Genomic DNA, 18,526 nt, shown 5'->3' on the forward strand with positions numbered 1-18,526 from the left:
TCCCCGGTTACGTCGCATTGCGATGCGATCAACAGACCAAAGGGCGTAGTGCGTCCATACGGAACTTTGTGAACGAGGCAGTTAAATGGCAACCGGTTATCTTGTGACCCTCGGGGACGGAAGTCTCGATCCCAACGACTACATCACCGCATCTCCCAGTACCTTTACAATCGACAGCACGATTGGGACGGGTTCCTGGAACTGGTCGGGCATCTGGGATGGCGATGGCCAGTTCTATTCCAACATCTCAGATACCGGCGTCTACTATCTTGGTACGGACGGCAATGTCTATTTCATCCCCGATACCTGGACGACCTCCAGCGGTGATGCCTATGCGGTGAACCCGCCCGCCTACACGTCAGTGTCTGATGGCATTGTGTCCGGGACAAATGGCGACGACGTGATTTCCGCCGGGTTTTCCGATGGTGACGGCGACGCCATTGACGGTGGCGACGGCACGGGCACGCTGGGCAATGAAGACACGGTCAGCGCGGGCGATGGCAATGACAGCGTGAATGCCGGGGCCGAGGCCGATCTTGTCTATGGTGGCGGCGGCTCCGACACTCTGGAGGGTGGCACGGGCAACGACACGATCTATGGCGATACTGATCCGAACGCTCCGCCGCCTGCGGACGTGTCGATCAACGACACGAATTTTGCAGATACAACAAGCGGTTACACGGTCACCGGCCGGATCATTTCGGGCGGTGTTCTGAGCGGTGAAAGCGTCGGCAATATCGGCACCTATTCCGGTGGCGGATTCGGTGTGAACGGTGCGATTTCCGACAGTGACAGCGCAGTCGCCGAACAGATCGGCTATGACCTTGCCTCGGGCCAGTCCGAGGAAATGATCGTCCGTTTCGACAATGACATCGACGAAGTGACCTTCTCTTATTCCGTTCTGTTCACGCAGGACTTTGCCGAGGTGGGGCACTATGCCGTCTATAATGACGGTGTGCTTGTCTACGAGGCCGATTTCACCGAGCAGACCGCAGGCAGCGGATCGGGCACCATCACCGTGACCGGTGTCGGGTCGTTCGACCAGATCGTCTTTACCGCCCTGCCGCAGACCGATGGCACCGACGGGTCCGACTATCTGATCACCGACATCACCTTTACCCCTGCCACGGCGGCCAGCACGCCGGGCGCGGACAGCATCAGCGGCGGTGATGGAGCCGATCTTATCTATGCCGAGGCCGGCAACGATACGGTCGATGGCGGCATTGGCGATGACACGATTTATGGTGGAGATGGCGATGACTCGCTCACTGGCGGCACACCTGCGCTGGACCTGACCGGCAATGACGTCATCTATGGCGATGCCGGCAACGACTCGATCAAAGGCAACCAAGGCAGCGACACGCTATATGGCGGCACGGGTGACGACACTGTCGGCGGCGGTGCCGAAGGCGACTCGATATTTGGCGGTGCCGGCAACGACAGCCTCCGCGGCGGCGCTGGCGATGACACAATGGACGGCGGCACCGAGGATGACCTGATCCTAGGCGGTACCGGTGCCAACCTGATGCAGGGTGGCACGGGCAACGACACTTTTGTGTCTGATGGTACGCTCGATACCATTCAGGGCGGTGATGGCTGGGACGTGATCGACCAGCGTCTCAGTACCCAAACCTTTGATGTCGACAGCTTCAGCGGCATCGAGGAAATCTATGCCAGCAATGTCGGCGACTCGTGGAACTGGGCCTCTGACCCCATCGTGTTCCACGGTGGCGATGGCAGCGACACGGTCAGCGCGGGGTCCGGTGCGGATACCATCGACGGCGGCGCAGGTGGCGACAGCATCGATGGCGGCGGCGGCAATGACTATATCCAGGGTGGCCCAGAGGTCGCAGATGCGGATCTGTCGCTGAACTGGAGCGCCGAAGGCACGGGTGGCACCGATATCTCGGGCGGCTTCACGCAGGATACCGGCGGCATTCTCGTCGGCGTCAGCTTTACCAATGACAGCGGTAATGCCACCGCGTTCCAGACCTCGACCGCCACGCAATACAGCGGAACGGGCGAGCCCTATGCCACCGACTCCGCCCTTTATCTCTCGGGCGGCGCAACCACCGGCGACACGTCGACCACAACAATCGACTTCTCGGCTGTGGGTGGCTCGGGCTACGACAATGAAGTCACCAATGTCAGCTTCCGGATCAACGACCTGGACCAGAGCGGCTGGGAAGACCTTATCACCATCCGGGCCTATGACGCGGATGGCAACCTGCTCAATGTCACGCTGACATATCAGGGCGCGGTGACATCCGGCACCTCGCCAACCGAGGATGGCGAAGGCTCCTATACCCAGGCGGATCAACTTGGCTCCATGCTGGTCGAGATCGACGGTGCGGTGTCTTATTTCGAGATCGACTACGACCAGGGCGGCACCGCCGGCCAGGCGCTTTGGGTGTCCGACATCCACTTTACTGCCGTGGGCCAGACCGACGGCAATGACACGATCGACGGCGGCACCGGCGACGACACATTGCTGGGGGACGCGGGCGATGATGTGTTTCAGCTGTCGGACAATTTCGGCAATGATGTGATCACTGGCGGCGAAACCGGCGAAACCAATGGCGACACGCTGGACCTGTCCGGTCTGACCACCGACACCACCGTTGACCTGACCTCTGCCGACCCCGAGGCCGGGACCGTCAGCGACGGCACCTCGACCGCGACATTCACCGAGATCGAGAATATCATGCTGGGCGGTGGCCGGGATACGCTGGTGCTGGCCGATGGATCGGGCGCGGACGTGGTGTCCGGCTTTGACCTGACCGATAGCGGCGATGGCACCACCAATGACCAGCTGGATGTGTCCGGCCTGACCTCGGATGGTGGCACGACCCCGGTCAACACCAATGACGTGACCGTCACCGATGACGGCAACGGCAACGCGGTCCTGACCTTCCCGGGCGGTGAGAGCATCACGCTGATCGGCGTGGCGCCGTCCTCGGTAGACTCCGTAGACGAGCTTGTCGCCATCGGTATCCCGGACGGGCGCGACTACATCGTCGAAGGCACCGCAGGCGGCGATACGATCGACGCGGGCTATACCGGCGACCCCGAAGGCGACATGATCGACAGCCTTGATCATTCCGATGGCTCCAACAATGACAGCGTGCTCGCGGGCGCGGGCAATGACAGTGTTGTGGCTGGCGCAGGCGATGACACCGTCTTTGGTCAGGACGGCGCTGACACGCTGTTGGGCGGTGCAGGCAATGATACGCTGGACGGCGATGACGTGTTCGCCTCGGGTGGCGCAGACTATATCGACGGCGGTACGGGCAACGATCAGATCATTGGCGATGTCGGCAACGACACGCTGCTGGGCGGCGACGGCAATGATACGATCTACGCCGGGGCCGACAATGACAGCATCAACGGCAATGCCGACAACGACCTGATGTATGGCGAAGGCGGAGACGATAGTTTCTGGTTCGATGACGGTTTTGGCAGCGACACGGTCATCGGTGGCGAGACCGGCGAGACATTCGGCGACAAGCTTCAACTGGCCTCGCTGACCCAGGACACCACCATCGACCTGACGGCATTTGACCCTCAGTCGGGCACCGTGACTTCGGGCTCCGACACGATCACCTTCTCAGAGATTGAAAGCATCGTTCTGGGGGGTGGCCGCGATACCATCGTGCTGGCCGACGGATCGGGCGATGATTGGGTCAACAATTTCGACATGACCGACTCGGGCGATGGCACGACCAATGACCAGCTGGACGTTTCCGGCCTGACCGATGCGAACGGGGCACCTGTCAACACGAATGACGTGACGGTGACAGATGATGGAAACGGCAACGCTGTCCTGACCTTCCCGGGCGGGGAAAGCATCACGCTGATCGGTGTGGCGCCCACCCAGCTGGACAGCGAGGCAGCGCTGGTCTCCATCGGTATCCCAGCGCCCGACTACATCGTCGAAGGCACCGCAGGCGATGATATCATCGACGCGGGCTATACCGGCGACCCCGAAGGCGACATGATCGACAGTCTCGATCATTCGGATGGCTCCAACAATGACAGCGTGCTGGCGGGTGCGGGCAGTGACGTCGTCTCGTCCGGTGCAGGCGATGATACGGTCTTTGGCGAGGCCGGTGCGGACACGATCTCGGGTGGAGATGGTGCTGACACAATCGACGGCGGGATTGGCGCGGACAGCCTGTCCGGTGGCATCGGCGATGACCTCGTTCTGGGCGGCGACGATAATGACTGGCTCACCGGGTCGGACGGCAATGACACCGTGGATGGCGGCGCAGGCGCGGACAGCGTCTATGGCGGCGCGGGCGACGATTCCATGCTCGGCGGCGGCGGTAACGACTCCATGGAAGGCTGGATCGGCAACGACACCATGGAGGGCGGTGCCGGCCACGACTATATCGACGGCGCCGACGGCGCGGACAGCCTTGTGGGTGGCGACGGCAACGACACGCTGCTGGGTGGCAATGACACCAGCGCGGACACTCTTATCGGCGGCCCTGCCTCCGACAGCCTGAGCGCCGGGGACGGCGACGATCTTCTCTATGGTGGGACCGATGCCGACAGCATGTTCGGGGGCGGCGGGGACGATACGTTCTTCCTCGAAGACGGGTTTGGCAACGACACGATCCATGGCTGGTCCTCGAACGAGGTCAATGGCGATACGCTGGACCTGAGCGCACTCACCACGGACACCACCGTGGACCTGACCAGCTCTGACCCGGAGGCGGGCACTGTCACCTCTGGCGCTGACACGGCGAGCTTTGTCGAGATCGAGAACATTGTGTTGGGCGGTGGGCGCGACACCATTGTACTGGCCGATGGCTCGGGCAGCGATGCGGTGTCGGGCTTTGACATGACCGACAGCGGTGACGGCACGACCAATGACCAGCTGGACGTCTCCGGCCTGACCTCGGATGGTGGCACCACGCCGGTAACCACTGCGGATGTGACGGTCACCGATGACGGGCTTGGCAACGCGGTTCTGACCTTCCCGGGTGGGGAGAGCATCACTCTGATCGGCGTGGCTCCGGCCCAGGTGGACAGCGAAGCAGAGCTGGAAGCCATCGGTATTCCGGCGCCGACACCAGACTACATCGTCGAGGGCACGGCAGGCGGCGACATCATTGACGCGGGTTATACCGGCGACCCCGAAGGCGACATGGTCGATGCGGGCGACAACCTGCTCCTGAATGATGATGACAGTATCGAAGCCTATGGCGGCGATGACGTTGTGTCCGCAGGTCTGGGCAATGACACTGTAGATGCAGGCACCGGCAATGACTCGGTGCTGGGTGAGGCGGGCAATGACCTGATCCTTGGCGGCGACGGTCTGGACACGCTGATCGGTGGCGCGGGGGACGATACCATTGACGGCGGCAACGATGCCGACACGATCTTTGGTGGCGACGCGAATGACTCGATCACCGGCGGTCAGGGCTTTGACTCGATCAGCGGTGATCAGGGCGACGATACGCTGTCCGGGGATGGCGGCAATGACACGATCCTTGGCGGCGTCGGCGGCGACTCGATCCTCGGTGGCGTGGGGGCGGATGACCTCTTTGGCGGCGATGACAACGACACGCTTCTCGGCGAAGACGGCAATGACGAGATGTGGGGCGAGACCGGCGCAGACAGTCTTGTCGGCGGCGCGGGCAATGACACGCTGTTCGGCGGCTCCGAGAACGACACGCTTCAGGGCGGCGCAGACAATGACCTGATCTTTGGCGGCACAGGTGTCGACCAGATCGAAGGCGGTGACGGCAATGACACCATGAATGGTGGCATCGGCGGTGACAGCCTCTCGGGCGGCGCGGATGCGGATGTCTTCGTGATCGAAAACGATTTCGGCCCCGACACGATCACCGGCGGCGAAACCACCACCACCGGCGTGGATTACGATACGATCGACGTGAACACCGTGTCGATCACCAGCGGCGTGGATGTGCAGTTCACCGGTGACGAGGCCGGCACGCTGAGCGATGTGAGCCACACCGCCACCTTCTCCGAGATCGAAGCGCTGAACCTGAGCGATTTCAACGACACGGTGGATGCGTCGCTGACCACCAGCGGCGTCGATATCGACGCGCGGGGTGGCGATGATTCCATCCTTGGCGGCGCGGGCAATGACACGATTGATGCGGGTCCTGGCGCCGACACGGTGGATGCGGGCGCGGGCAATGATATCATTGACGCGGGCCTGGCTGATGGCGCGACCGACGTCTTTGTCCTGTCGGACGGCGACGGTGACGACACGATCAGCAACTTCGAGACGCCCACCGCCAATGGCGACGGCACATTTACCGGCATCGACCAGCTTGACGTGTCGGGCCTGACCGATGCGGGCGGCGATCCGGTCACCACCGATGATGTGACCGTGACCGACACCAATGGCGACGGCACGGGCGATGCGATCCTGCAATTCCCCAATGGCGAAAGCATCACGCTGGTTGGGGTTTCTCCCTCCGAGGTGAGCAGCTTTGAACAGCTTGTGGCGCTGGGCATCCCGCCGACCCCCGATTACGTGGTCGAAGGAACCGCGGGCGACGATACCATCGACGCAGGCTATACCGGCGACCCCGAAAACGACATGGTGGACGCTAATGACAATGCCACGGGCACCAATGACGATCTGATCGACGCGGGCGCAGGCAATGACAGCATCGTGGCCGGTCTGGGCGATGACACGATCCGTGCCGACGAAGGCGACGACAAGGTCTTTGGCGAAGACGGCAATGACAGCATCTTTGGCTTTGAGGGCTCGGATGTGGTCGATGGCGGGGCAGGGGATGACTACATCAACACCCGCACCTCGCCCGGCACCGGTGCGCCGGATGAAGGCTATACCGGTTCGGGCTTTCCGCCGGATTACGCGGCCGATAGCGACCCCAACAATGACCGCGACAGCGTCATCGGCGGTACCGGCAATGACACGATCCTGACCGGGGACGACAATGACACGGTCTATGCGGGCGCGGACAATGACTTGGTTGATGCGGGCTTTGACGACGACCTCGTCTTTGGCGAAGCAGGGGCCGACACGCTTGAAGGCAACGAGGGCAATGACACCATCCTGGGCGGCATCGGTGATGACCTGATCTATGGTGAACTGTCGCCCACCAACCCGGATTTCGCGACGTCGGACCTTTATGACCTGCCCAATGACGGCACCGACGCCGCACCGACCAACAATGGCGACAGCCTTGACGGCGGTGATGGCAATGACACGATCTATGGTCAGGACGATGATGACACCATCGACGGCGGCACCGGCAACGACCTGCTGGATGGTGGCAATGACAATGACCTGATCAACGGTGGCGACGGGCTCGATACCATCACCGGCGGCCACGGTAACGATACGGTCTTTGGTGGCCTCGGTGATGACAGTATCGACGGCGGCATTGGCGACGATTCGCTGATGGGCAATGAGGGCAACGACACCCTGACCGGTGGCGATGGCTCGGATGACATGGATGGCGGGTCCGAAAATGACCTGATGTTCGGCGGTGACGGCAACGACACGGTCTATGGCAATACCGGCGATGACACGCTCTATGGCGGCGCGGGCGACGATTTTGTGCGCGGCAGCTTTGGCGCGGATGAGCTGCACGGCGGCACCGGCAATGACTCGATCTGGGCCGGGTTCGGCGATGACACGATCATCATCGAAGACAATTTCGGCAATGACACCATTGACGGTGACTTTGACCAGGAAACCAATGGCGACACGCTTGATCTGAGCGCGGTCACCACGGGTCTGACCATCGATCTGACCGACTCGAACCCTGAAAACGGCACCTTTACCGATGGCACCAGCACGGCGAACTTCTCGGATATCGAGAATATCGTGCTCTCCAGCGGCAATGACACCATCACGCTGGCCGATTTCGGCGGTGCCGATACGGTCTATGGCTTTGAAAGCCCGACGGTGAATGGCGATGGCTCGCTGACCGGCAATGACATGCTGGATGTGAGCGGTCTGACCTCGGATTTCGGCACCACGCCGATCAATGCGCGTGATGTGGTGGTCACCGATGATGGCAGCGGCAACGCGGTCCTGAATTTCCCCAATGGCGAAAGCCTGACCCTGATGGGGGTGGACCCGGTGACGGCGTCGGATCACGCCTACCTGGTGGCGATTGGCATCCCGTCCAACCTGATCGTGGATGGCACCGCCGGGGCCGATGTCATGGGCACGACCTTTGTCGATAGCGAAGGCGACCAGACCGACGGCACAGACGGGCTTGATGACACGATCATGGGCTATGCCGGGGATGACACCATCGACGGTGGCCTTGGCGCGGATACCATCGACGGTGGTGCCGACAATGACGTGATCGATGGTGGCGCGGGCGCGGACAGCATCCTTGGCGGCGACGGCAATGACACCGTGACCGGCGGGGCCGACAACGACATCATCGACGGCGGTGCGGGCAATGACTCGCTCTCTGGCGGTGCGGGCGACGACACCATTGACGGCTGGGTTGGCGATGACACGCTGGTGGCTGACGGTGGCAATGACAGCCTGAGCGGTTTTGACGGCGACGATACGTTCCAGCTCACCGACGCTACCGGCAACACCACCATCGTAGGCGGCGAAGATGCGGAGGTTGCGGGCGACACGCTGGATCTGTCCGGTGTGACCGAGGACCTGACCGTGGACCTGACCAATTTCGATTGGGAATCCGGCACGGTCAGCGATGGCACCAACACCACGAGTTTCTCCGAGATTGAGACCATCGTTCTGGGCGGTGGCACCGATACGCTGGTGCTGGCCGATGGCGGCGGCGTCGATACGGTCGAAGGGTTCGAGGCTCCCACGCCCAATGGCGACGGCACCTTTACCGGCGTTGATCAGTTGGATGTCAGCGGGCTGACCTCGGATGGCGGCACCACGCCGATCCATGTGAATGACGTGGTGGTGACCGATGACGGCTCCGGCAACGCGGTTCTGAACTTCCCCAATGGCGAGACATTGACGCTGATCGGTATCCCGGTCGCTGATGCCAGCGATCCGGCCTATCTGGTGGCCATGGGCATCCCCAGCGACGGGATTCTCACCGGCACGGACGGGGCGGATACGATTGTTGCGGGCAGCTGGGTCGACGAAGACACCGAGGTGGTGGACGGTGGCGATGCGCTGCTGACAGGCGCGGCCCCCGATGACGACAGCATCCGCGCGGGTGCTGGTGATGACGTGGTCGAGTCCGGGCTGGGCGATGATCAGGTCGATGCAGGCTTTGGCAATGACACCGTCGATGGCGGCGCAGGCGATGACAGCATCATCGGTGGGTCCGGCAATGACAGCCTCACGGGCGGCGCGGATAATGACACGCTTCTGGGCGAGGATGGTTCGGACACGCTGACCGGTGACACCGGCAATGACAGCGTGAGCGGCGGCGCCGAACAGGACCTCATCATCCTTGGCCGTGACGAAGGTGTCGACACGATCGACGGTGGCTTTGACGGGATCGACAACGATACGCTGAGCATCACCGACACGATTGGTGCCGATGTGACGCTGACTGCGGACGAGGACGGCACTGTCACCTCGGGCACCGGTTCGGCGACATTTACCGATATCGAGAACCTGCAACTGGGCAGCGGTGCGGATACGGTGGACGGCTCTGCCACCACCGGCGGCATCAATGTCGACGGCGGCGCAGGGGCGGATTCGATCATCGGTGGCGACGGGGCCGATATCATCTTTGGCGGCGACGATGCCGACACCATCATCGCGGACCGCAACGACACTGTGGACGGCAGTTCGGGCGGCGATGACAATGACACACTGGTCATCATGGGTCCCGCAACCATCACCTATACCGACGCCATGGGTGAAAACGGCACGGTTACCTGGCTTGACGGCCAGACCATGGCCTTTACCGATATCGAGAATATCGACTATATCCCATGCTTTACGCCGGGCACGCTGATCAAGACCGCGCGCGGCGAAGTGCCGGTGGAACAACTCCGCGTCGGTGACCGCGCGCTTACCCGCGACAGCGGGTATCAGGTGATCCGCTGGGTCGGTGCCCGTGCGCTGAAAGGGGCCGATCTGGCCGACGTCCCTGCGCTCAACCCGATCCTGATCCGACAGGGCGCGCTGGGCGGCGGGCTTCCTGTGCGGGACATGATGGTGTCACCGCAGCACCGTATGCTGATGTCCGGCCCGTCCTGCGAATTGTGGTTCGGCGAACAGGAAGTGCTGGTTGCGGCCTGCCACCTGACCCATCTGGACGGCGTGGAAGAGGTACAGCCCGAGGACGGCGTGACCTATGTGCATATCCTCTTTGACCAGCATGAAGTTGTGCAAAGCGATGGCACATGGTCCGAAAGCTTCCAGCCCGGTGATCTGACGCTGGGGGCGCTTGATGCGCCACAACGGGCGGAGATTCTGACGCTGTTCCCGGAACTGGCCAGCGAGACGCCCGCGCATGAGGTCTATCCCGCCGCGCGGATCACGCTCAAGGCGCATCAGGCGCGGGTGCACTTCGCCTGAGCCCATGCCGAAGAGATTGACGCGACTGAACCTGCCACGTCAGTCGCGTCGGGCGGCCTGTCCTGCTCGCCAGGCCGCCCAATCTTCGGGCGTATCCAGATCAAGCCGCGCCGCGCTGCCGGGGCGTTTGACCAGCCGCCTGTGTTCGGAATGCCGTGCAATCACCTCGCGCGCGCCGGTGTCACCGGTGAGCGCTGAAATCTCGGCAAAGAGCGGCGCGCGGAACAGCACCGGGTGACCGGGCGTTCCATCCTCTGTCGCCGCCTGCACGATCAGCGCCTCGGGGTGGGTGCGGGCCTCGTCGATCACGGCCCGTAGATCGTCAGCCTCAAGTCCCGGCATATCCGCGGGCAGGATCATTGCGGCCTCGGTGCCATCAGGCAATGCCGCGATCCCGGCACGCAAGCTTTGGGCCATACCTTGATCGGCCTCCGGCACGGGCAGGCGCAGCACAGGCGTTTCCGCCAATGCAACCGCGCGGGGGTGGTCGCGTGCGGGCAGGGTGACGATCACCTGCATCCCCGCTGCCAGCCCGCGCAGAGCCATCGCCTTGACGCAAGCCATCCCGCCCACATCCTGCAACAGCTTGTCCGCACCGCGCATACGCGTGGATGACCCTGCGGCCAAAAGAATGAGAGCGGTCTGCATGCCGTGGCTCCTGCTGTTGCACTGTGCGTCAAGCTAAGCACGCGCGCTCCGCGATACAACGACGGTGCTCAGCCCCGCATCCGCGCGCCATCGGCGTCAAATAGCGGCTCGGTCAGCAGCGTCGCGCGGCACATCTGGCCAAGGATCTCGATTTCGGCCACCAGCCCGGGCCGGGCTTTTTCGGTTGGGATCAGCGCCAGCGCAATGGATTTTTGCGCGTAGTGGGAATAGCCCCCCGAGGTGCAGAACCCCTGCACTTGACCGTCGATCCAGACCGGTTCATAAGCGTGCACATCGGCATCCCCGGCGGCCACCTCAAAGGCGACAAGCGTGCGGGCCGGGCCTGCATCTCGTTCCGCCTCGGCGGCTTTCCTTCCAATGAAATCAGCGGCTTTCTTGAAAGACATAAAGCGGTCCAGCCCGGTTTCCGCCGCCGTGTAGTCGGGCGAAAACTCCGACAGCCAGGAGCCAAAGAACTTGTCCAGCCGCAGCGACATCATCGCCCGCATGCCAAAGGGTTTCATGCCATGCGGTTGGCCTGCCTCCCAAAGCGTTGCCCAAAGCTGGCGCTGGGCCATCGGGTCGCAATAGATCTCATAGCCCAGATCTCCGGTATAGGAGACGCGTTGCACCAGACAATCGGTCATGCCGATCGTGAGCGGGCGAATATCCATGAAACGCATGTCGGAGATGTCGCTGCGGGTGACCGCTTGCAGAACCTCCCGCGCCTTGGGGCCTGCGATCTGGAAGCCATTCAGTTTATTGCTGATATTCTCGATGCTTACGCCCGGTTCTGCATGTTGCAGGAACCAGCGCATATGGAACGCTTGTGACCCGTAAGACGCGGTAAGCTGGAACGCCTCTTCATCCAGACAGGAAATGGTGAAATCGCCGATCAGCTTGCCCTTGGGTGACAGCATTGGGGTGAGGGACAGCCGCCCCGGTTTCGGCACGCGCCCCGCCATGATCCGGTCAAGCCAGTCCCGCGCCTCCGGCCCGGTGACGCGGTACTTGCCAAAGTTGTGAACCTCATTGATTCCAACGGCTTCGCGCACGGCCTTGACTTCGCGCGCGGTGGCGTCAAAGGCGTTGGAGCGGCGGAAAGACGGCGTCTCAAACCTTGGTTCATCGCGTTGGGCGAAATAGTTCACCACCTCCAGCCCGTATTGCGCGCCCCAGACCGCGCCCATGCCATCAAAGATGTCATACATCGGCGTCGTGCGGTTGGGCCGCGCAGCGGGTAGTTCTTCGTTCGGGTAGGCGACGGAGAAACGTTTCTGGTAGTTTTCAATGACTTTCGGGCGGGTATAGCCCGGGCTGATCCAATCGCCAAAGCGTGCCACGTCCATGGCGAACACATCGCGCTCCGGCTCGCCCTCGATCATCCACTGCGCCAGCGTCAGCCCCAAGCCGCCGCCTTGGCTGAACCCGGCCATCACGCCACAGGCGGACCAGTAATTGCGCACACCCGGCACAGGACCCACCAGCGGGTTGCCATCGGGGGCAAAGGTAAAGGGGCCATGAATGACCGATTTCACCCCCGCCGTAGCCAGAACGGGGAAGCGTTTGTATGCAAATTCAATGCTTTCCTCGATCTTGTCAAAGTCATCGGGCAACAGTTCATGGCCAAATTCCCAGGGCGTGCCATCCACCGCCCAGGGTTTGCAGGGCTGCTCATAAAACCCGATGCAGAGCCCGCGCCCCTCTTGCCGGAGATAGCTTTCGCCCGCCGGGTCCATCACATGCGGGTGCTCTGCGCCGCGCTCATATATCTCGGGGATGTCATCGGTGACGATATATTGATGCTCCATCGGGTGCAGCGGGAAATAGATGCCCGCCATCGCCCCAACTTCGCGCGCCCAGAGACCGCCCGCATTAACGATATGCTCGGCGTGGATCGTGCCTTTTTCTGTCACCACATCCCATGTGCCATCGGCGCGCTGGTTGGTCTCGATCACCTTGCAATGGGTCTCGATCGTGGCCCCGCCCATGCGCGCGGCCTTGGCATAGGCATGGGTGGTGCCCGATGGGTCAAGATGGCCGTCCAGCGGATCATAAAGCGCGCCCAGAATGCCATCGAGATTGGTGATCGGCGCTATTCTCGCGATTTCCTCTGGCCCGACGATCTCGGTCTCCAGCCCCATATAGCGGTGCTTGGCGCGCTCGGCCAAGAGCATGTCAAAGCGTTCCTGATTATCCGCCAGCGTCACGCCCCCCACATGGTGCAGCCCGCAGGACATGCCGGTGATTTCCTCCAACTCCTTGTAAAGTTTGATCGTATAGCCCTGCAGCGCCGCCATGTTGGTGTCGCCGTTGAGCGTGTGAAACCCGCCCGCCGCGTGCCATGTGGAACCGGATGTCAGTTCGGAGCGTTCGATCAGCATCACGTCCGACCAGCCAAGTTTCGTTAGGTGATAGAGCACCGAACAGCCGACAACTCCGCCGCCAATAACGGCCACACGCGTGGTGGTTTTCATGGGGGACCTCCCTTTGGATTTGCGGCGATGCTGGCGCGGGGCGGGGATGCGGGCAAGCGGGAATGCGACAGAATTTGTCGTGATCGGCTTGCGCGAATTTGTTGCCACTTGGCGTCAGGTGCGTTAATGTTGGTTAACAAAACTTTAACGCGAAAATACATTTCAAGCCGAGGACCGTCTCATGAAGCGCCTGATTCTTGTTCTTGCAATGGTTGCTGTTCCGACCGTATCGCTTGCCGATGAGCCGCGCGAGCAGCTTGTTGACCCCGATCAGTTCATGCAGCGTGTGCTGATCCTGGATAAGCCGGTTGCCACCTATCAGAGCTGCTGCAAGACGTGTCGCAAGGGCAAGGCTTGTGGCGATTCCTGCATCTCGCGCAGCAAGACCTGTCGTGTTGGAAATGGGTGTGCCTGCGACGGTTGATCGCTTCGCCCCTCAATAGCAGGTGCGAGAGGTCAATTCTTCTTCCTTGCCTCACAGCGACAGAACAGGTCGGGTTCCGGCAACATTCGCGCCGCTTGGAGCGTAACTCTTGGCCAAACCGACCAAGGAACCCAATATGCGTACCCATGCTCAGGCCGTCGTGATCGGCGGCGGCGTCATCGGCTGCTCCATCCTCTATCACCTGACCAAGCTTGGCTGGACCGATGTGGTCCTGCTGGAGCGTGACGAGTTGACCTCCGGCTCCACCTGGCACGCGGCGGCCAATATTCACGGGCTGCATGACAGCACCAATATCAGCCGCATCCAGCATTACACGATGTCGCTCTACAAGTCGCTTGAGGAGGAAACCGGGCAAAGCTGTGGCGTGTTCCAGCCCGGTTCGCTCTACCTCGCCCAGACGGTCGAGCGGGAACACCAGCTGCGCCTGCAAGAGGCCAAGGCGCGGCTGTATGGCATGAATTTCCACGAGGTCAGCCGCGATGAGGCCGAACGCCTGCACCCGCTGGTCAATTTCGACGGCATCCGCTGCATCATGTATGAACCCGATGGCGGCAATGTGGACCCCTCGGGCGTGACCAATGCCTATGCGGTGGGCGCGCGGCAGCGTGGGGCGGAGATTCACCGCTTTACGCCGGTCACCGCGACCGAGGCGCAGCCCGATGGCACCTGGTTCGTGCGCACGCCCAAGGGCGACATTCACACGCCATGGGTGGTGAACGCCGCTGGTCTCTGGGGGCGCGAGGTGGCGGCGCTGGCCGGGCTGAAACTGCCCCTGCAACCGACCGAGCACCAGTATTTCGTGACCGAGACCATTGCCGAGATTGCCGGGATGGACCGGCGTCTGCCGTCGGTTGCGGACCGGGACGGGGAATATTACCTGCGCCAAGAGGGCAAGGGCTTGCTGATCGGGGCTTATGAGCGCGACCTGAAATTCTGGGCCGAGCACGGCACGCCGCTGGATTTCGCCCATGATCTCTTTCCCGATGATCTGGAGCGGATCGAGGAGAACATGATGCGCGCCATCGACCGGGTGCCGGTGGTGGGCGAGGCGGGGATCAAGCGGGTGATCAACGGCCCGATGATCTGGTCGCCGGATTCGAATGTGCTGATGGGACCGGTGCCGGAACTGCCGGGCTATTTCTGCTGCAACGGTATCATCCCGGGCTTTTCGCAATCGGGCGGCATGGGGCTGATGGCGGCGCAATGGATCGTCGAGGGCGAGATGCAATATGACCTCTTCGCCTGGGACATGGCGCGGTTTGGCGATTGGGCCGATGCGAAATTCGCCAAGTCGCGGGTGGGGGACCAATACGCGCACCGGTTCAAGATACATTTCCCGAACGAGGAACGTGAGGCGGGCCGCCCGGTCCGCACGCGGCCCGTGCATGACATGCAGAAAGACATGGGCGCGGTGATGGGGCTGAACTATGGCTGGGAGCATCCGCTGTGGTTCGCGCCTGAGCCGGGGACGCGCGACACCGATGGGTTCACCCGCCAGAACTGGTGGGCGCCGGTCGGGGACGAATGCCGGATGCTGCGCGACAAGGCGGGGATCATCGACATCTCGAACTTCGCCAAATACCGGGTCCAAGGTCCGGGCGCGGCCGAATGGTTGAACGCGGTCTTTGCCAATAACATGCCCAAGGCGGTGGGCCGGTCCTGCCTCACGCCGCTGATCGGCAAGCGCGGTGGTATCGCCGGGGATTTCACAGTGACGCGGCTGGGTGAGGACGAGTTCTGGGTCATTGGGTCCGGCATGGCCGAACGCTATCACAGCCGCTTTTTCAAGGCCGTGCCGCTGCCCGAAGGTATCACGTTTGAATGCCTGACCGAGGCGGTCTGCGGCTTCAACGTGGCGGGGCCCGAGGCGCGGAACCTGTTGCAGCGGCTGACAAATGCCTCTCTGGCGACCGAGGATTTCCCCTTCATGCGCTCGCAGCGCATCGAGATTGCCGGGGTGGAGTGTGTGGCCCTGCGGGTGTCTTTCACCGGCGATCTGGGCTGGGAACTGCATTGCGCGACGGAAGATCAGGCCAAGCTTTACGGTGCGTTGATCGACGCGGGCAAAGACTTTGGCGCAGGGCCGGTGGGCAGCCGGGCGCTGATGTCGCTGCGCGTGGAAAAGGGCTATGGCTCGTGGTCGCGCGAATACAGCCCGGAATACTGGCCGCAGGAGGTGGGGCTGGACCGGCTGGTGAAGCTGGAAAAGGATTTCCTGAACAAGGCGGCGGTCGAGGCGATCATTGGCAATCCCGCGCGTGAACAGCTTGTGATCCTGGAACTGTCCGAGGAGGATACTGCCGCCAGCAATGCCGATGCGACGGGCGGTGAGCCGATCTTCAAGGACGGGCAGGGCGTGGGGCGCGTGACCTCCGGCACCTATGGCTACACGGTCGGGAAATCTCTGGCGCTGGGCTATGTGAAGGGCGCCGCGCCGGGCGATACGGTCGAGGTCATGGTGCTGGGCCGTCCGCACCGGGCGGTGATTCTGAGCGAGCCGCCGTTTGATCCGAAGGGTGAGAAGCTGCGGGCTTAAGGTGCCGAAATCTTTAAAAGATTTCGGTCCGTTCAGCAGGAAAACTGTCCCCCAGACAGTTTTCTCTGCCTCACTCTTCAAAAGAAATCGGTGGTTCAAACCGGCCGGATCGGGGCCTGATTGCAGAAGATCACGATCTGGCCGGAGTTCTCCACAGCCCGGAAGCCGCGTCGATCCAATTCGGCTCGAAAGGCCTCCCACCCCACAAAGCGCTCAATGTCGCGCACCTTGCGGCGGATCACTTCACCGCGCATGGCGGCCTTGGAGCGGAACAAATCGTTCAACCAAATGTCTGGATCCAGAGGGGAGCAGGTCTGTGTCATGCCGTGACCCTTGCAGATCACGGTTAACGGGTCTTTACGCTTCTTTAGAGGCCCGCGCCGCCAGAACGTCATGGCCCAGCGTCTCGGTATAGGCCGCAAGCTCCGCCAGCGCCTGATCGACGGTCGCGGCATTGCGCGCCTCCAGCCCATCGGCGATGTCCGTATGAAGCCCGATGATCCGCGCCCGGTTGCGCGCCGTGAAGGTGATCATGTTCATCAACGGCTGCATCGCCTCGACCGCGCCGGCCAGTTGATAGGACAGCACCGGATTGCCCGCCGCATCCACCAGCGCGCGGTGAAAGGCCACGTCAGAGGCGCAGAACGCCTCATCGGTCAGCCCCTCGGCCCCCTGCCGGGTGATCTCGGCCCGCATGGCGGCCAGATGATCGGCTTGCCGACGCTGGGCGGCAAAGGGCGCGCAAGCGCGTTCCATCGCAAAGCGCGCTTCGCAGGCCACGTCAAAGCTCACCTCATTCATCGACAGCAAAAGCGTCGAGGTGGTGATCTGCTGGGCGTAGGCATCCGGATAGCTCAGCCGGTTCACGAACGCGCCCCCAAAGGCCCCGCGCTGGGTGCGGATCAGCGATTGCGCCGCCAACCGTTTCAGCGCCTCGCGCACGGTGGGGCGGGAGACGTCGAACTGGTCTGCCAGTTCGGCCTCGGAGGGCAGGCGTTCATCGACGATGAGCCGACCCTCGATGATGGCATCGCGGATGGCTTTGGCGATCTGGGCCGAGAGGTCTGACGTCACGTCGAAATTCCTTTTTCAATTGTCAGACTTTTAATTGTCTGACAATTTAAATGCAAGACATGTGAGTCGGGCCAAGAAGTCGGAAGAGGGGCGCATGATTGCAGATCGGATCAGATCCATGGGGCAGACCCATTGGCTGATGCTGTTCGGGGGCATCGCGCTGGCCTGGGTCGTGCTCTGGCTCATGTCTGTCCCGGCCGAGATGCGCGCGCTCAGCCGTGTCTACGGCGCGGATTTCTGGGAAAGCCTGTGCACCGTGACGCCGGATGCCGCGGGGTTTGCACGGGTTCTGCTGATGTGGGCGCTGATGTCGGCGGCGATGATGGCACCCACGGCGTTGCCCGCCTTTGCCACCTATGACGACCTGCGTCACTCCGGGGCTGAGACCGATTTCGGCAAGCTGGTGGCGGGGTATCTCACGGTCTGGCTCGGCTTTGCGGTGATCGCGGCAGGGGCGCAGATGGCCCTGTTTCTAAGCGGCGCGGTGGATGCGCTGGGCCAGAGCCAATCGCGGTGGCTCACCGCCGGGCTGCTGATCGTGGCGGGCGGCTATCAGTTCAGCGCCCTCAAGGAAGCCTGCCTGTCGAAATGCCGCCACCCGGTGACGTTCTTTATGGCGCATTACGAGGAAGGCCCGTGGCGCAACGGCTTGCGCCTTGGCGCGGTCTGCCTGGGCTGCTGCTGGGCGCTGATGATGCTGGCTTTCGTGGGCGGCGTGATGAGCCTCGCCTTCATGGCGCTGGCCACGGTTCTGATGATTTTCGAGAAACTGCCCGATATCGGGCGGTACCTGACACGACCGCTCGGGGTCGCGCTGATTGGCGCGGGCTTCTGGGTGGCGCTCTGACGGG

8 protein-coding genes are annotated in these 18,526 nt (G+C 62.4%); 4 read left to right on the forward strand and 4 right to left on the reverse strand.

Translation table 11 applies throughout. The features are described from left to right. The first annotated feature begins 85 nt into the window (after positions 1-85). Positions 86-10,495: a Hint domain-containing protein gene (locus tag PGB28_RS15405; protein ID WP_271422411.1), complete on the forward strand. Its 10,410-nt coding sequence runs from the start codon at positions 86-88 to the stop codon at positions 10,493-10,495. Positions 10,496-10,534: 39 nt separating this feature from the next. Here PGB28_RS15405 and PGB28_RS15410 read toward each other — a convergent pair whose 3' ends face one another. Next, on the reverse strand, positions 10,535-11,143 hold the full coding sequence (locus PGB28_RS15410; RefSeq protein WP_271422412.1) for a nucleotidyltransferase family protein: 609 nt from the start codon (positions 11,141-11,143) through the stop codon (positions 10,535-10,537). A 68-nt stretch (positions 11,144-11,211) separates the two neighbouring features. After that, positions 11,212-13,620 (reverse strand): GcvT family protein, encoded by a 2,409-nt coding sequence (locus tag PGB28_RS15415; protein WP_271422413.1) that lies wholly within the window; start codon positions 13,618-13,620, stop codon positions 11,212-11,214. A gap of 181 nt (positions 13,621-13,801) precedes the next feature. Between PGB28_RS15415 and PGB28_RS15420 the strand changes: the two genes are divergently transcribed. Next, positions 13,802-14,044: a hypothetical protein gene (locus tag PGB28_RS15420; protein ID WP_271422414.1), complete on the forward strand. Its 243-nt coding sequence runs from the start codon at positions 13,802-13,804 to the stop codon at positions 14,042-14,044. Between the two features lie 136 nt (positions 14,045-14,180). Then, positions 14,181-16,601 (forward strand): GcvT family protein, encoded by a 2,421-nt coding sequence (locus PGB28_RS15425; protein ID WP_271422415.1) that lies wholly within the window; start codon positions 14,181-14,183, stop codon positions 16,599-16,601. A gap of 95 nt (positions 16,602-16,696) precedes the next feature. On the opposite strand, the gene PGB28_RS15430 is transcribed toward PGB28_RS15425, so the two are convergent. Next, positions 16,697-16,924 carry an N-(5'-phosphoribosyl)anthranilate isomerase gene (locus tag PGB28_RS15430; protein WP_271422416.1) on the reverse strand — a complete coding sequence of 76 codons (228 nt, stop codon included), beginning with the start codon at positions 16,922-16,924 and terminating at the stop codon, positions 16,697-16,699. A 34-nt stretch (positions 16,925-16,958) separates the two neighbouring features. After that, the gene (locus tag PGB28_RS15435; RefSeq protein ID WP_271422417.1) at positions 16,959-17,675 is read right to left on the reverse strand and encodes a FadR/GntR family transcriptional regulator; all 717 of its coding nucleotides are present in this window, start codon (positions 17,673-17,675) and stop codon (positions 16,959-16,961) included. 94 nt (positions 17,676-17,769) lie between these two features. Here PGB28_RS15435 and PGB28_RS15440 point away from each other — a divergent pair, with 94 nt between their 5' ends. After that, on the forward strand, positions 17,770-18,522 hold the full coding sequence (locus tag PGB28_RS15440) for a DUF2182 domain-containing protein (RefSeq protein ID WP_271422418.1): 753 nt from the start codon (positions 17,770-17,772) through the stop codon (positions 18,520-18,522). The last annotated feature ends 4 nt before the right edge of the window (positions 18,523-18,526 follow it).

Source organism: Primorskyibacter aestuariivivens (genome assembly GCF_028023675.1).
GTDB classification, from domain to species: Bacteria; Pseudomonadota; Alphaproteobacteria; order Rhodobacterales; family Rhodobacteraceae; genus Marinovum; species Marinovum aestuariivivens.

What these genes read in the sequence shown, in the direction of transcription:
- PGB28_RS15405 (WP_271422411.1), top strand. Translation starts at nt 86, where the DNA reads ATGGCAACCGGTTATCTTGTGACCCTCGGGGACGGAAGTCTCGATCCC.
- PGB28_RS15410 (WP_271422412.1), bottom strand. Translation starts at nt 11,143, where the DNA reads ATGCAGACCGCTCTCATTCTTTTGGCCGCAGGGTCATCCACGCGTATG.
- PGB28_RS15415 (WP_271422413.1), bottom strand. Translation starts at nt 13,620, where the DNA reads ATGAAAACCACCACGCGTGTGGCCGTTATTGGCGGCGGAGTTGTCGGC.
- PGB28_RS15420 (WP_271422414.1), top strand. Translation starts at nt 13,802, where the DNA reads ATGAAGCGCCTGATTCTTGTTCTTGCAATGGTTGCTGTTCCGACCGTA.
- PGB28_RS15425 (WP_271422415.1), top strand. Translation starts at nt 14,181, where the DNA reads ATGCGTACCCATGCTCAGGCCGTCGTGATCGGCGGCGGCGTCATCGGC.
- PGB28_RS15430 (WP_271422416.1), bottom strand. Translation starts at nt 16,924, where the DNA reads ATGACACAGACCTGCTCCCCTCTGGATCCAGACATTTGGTTGAACGAT.
- PGB28_RS15440 (WP_271422418.1), top strand. Translation starts at nt 17,770, where the DNA reads ATGATTGCAGATCGGATCAGATCCATGGGGCAGACCCATTGGCTGATG.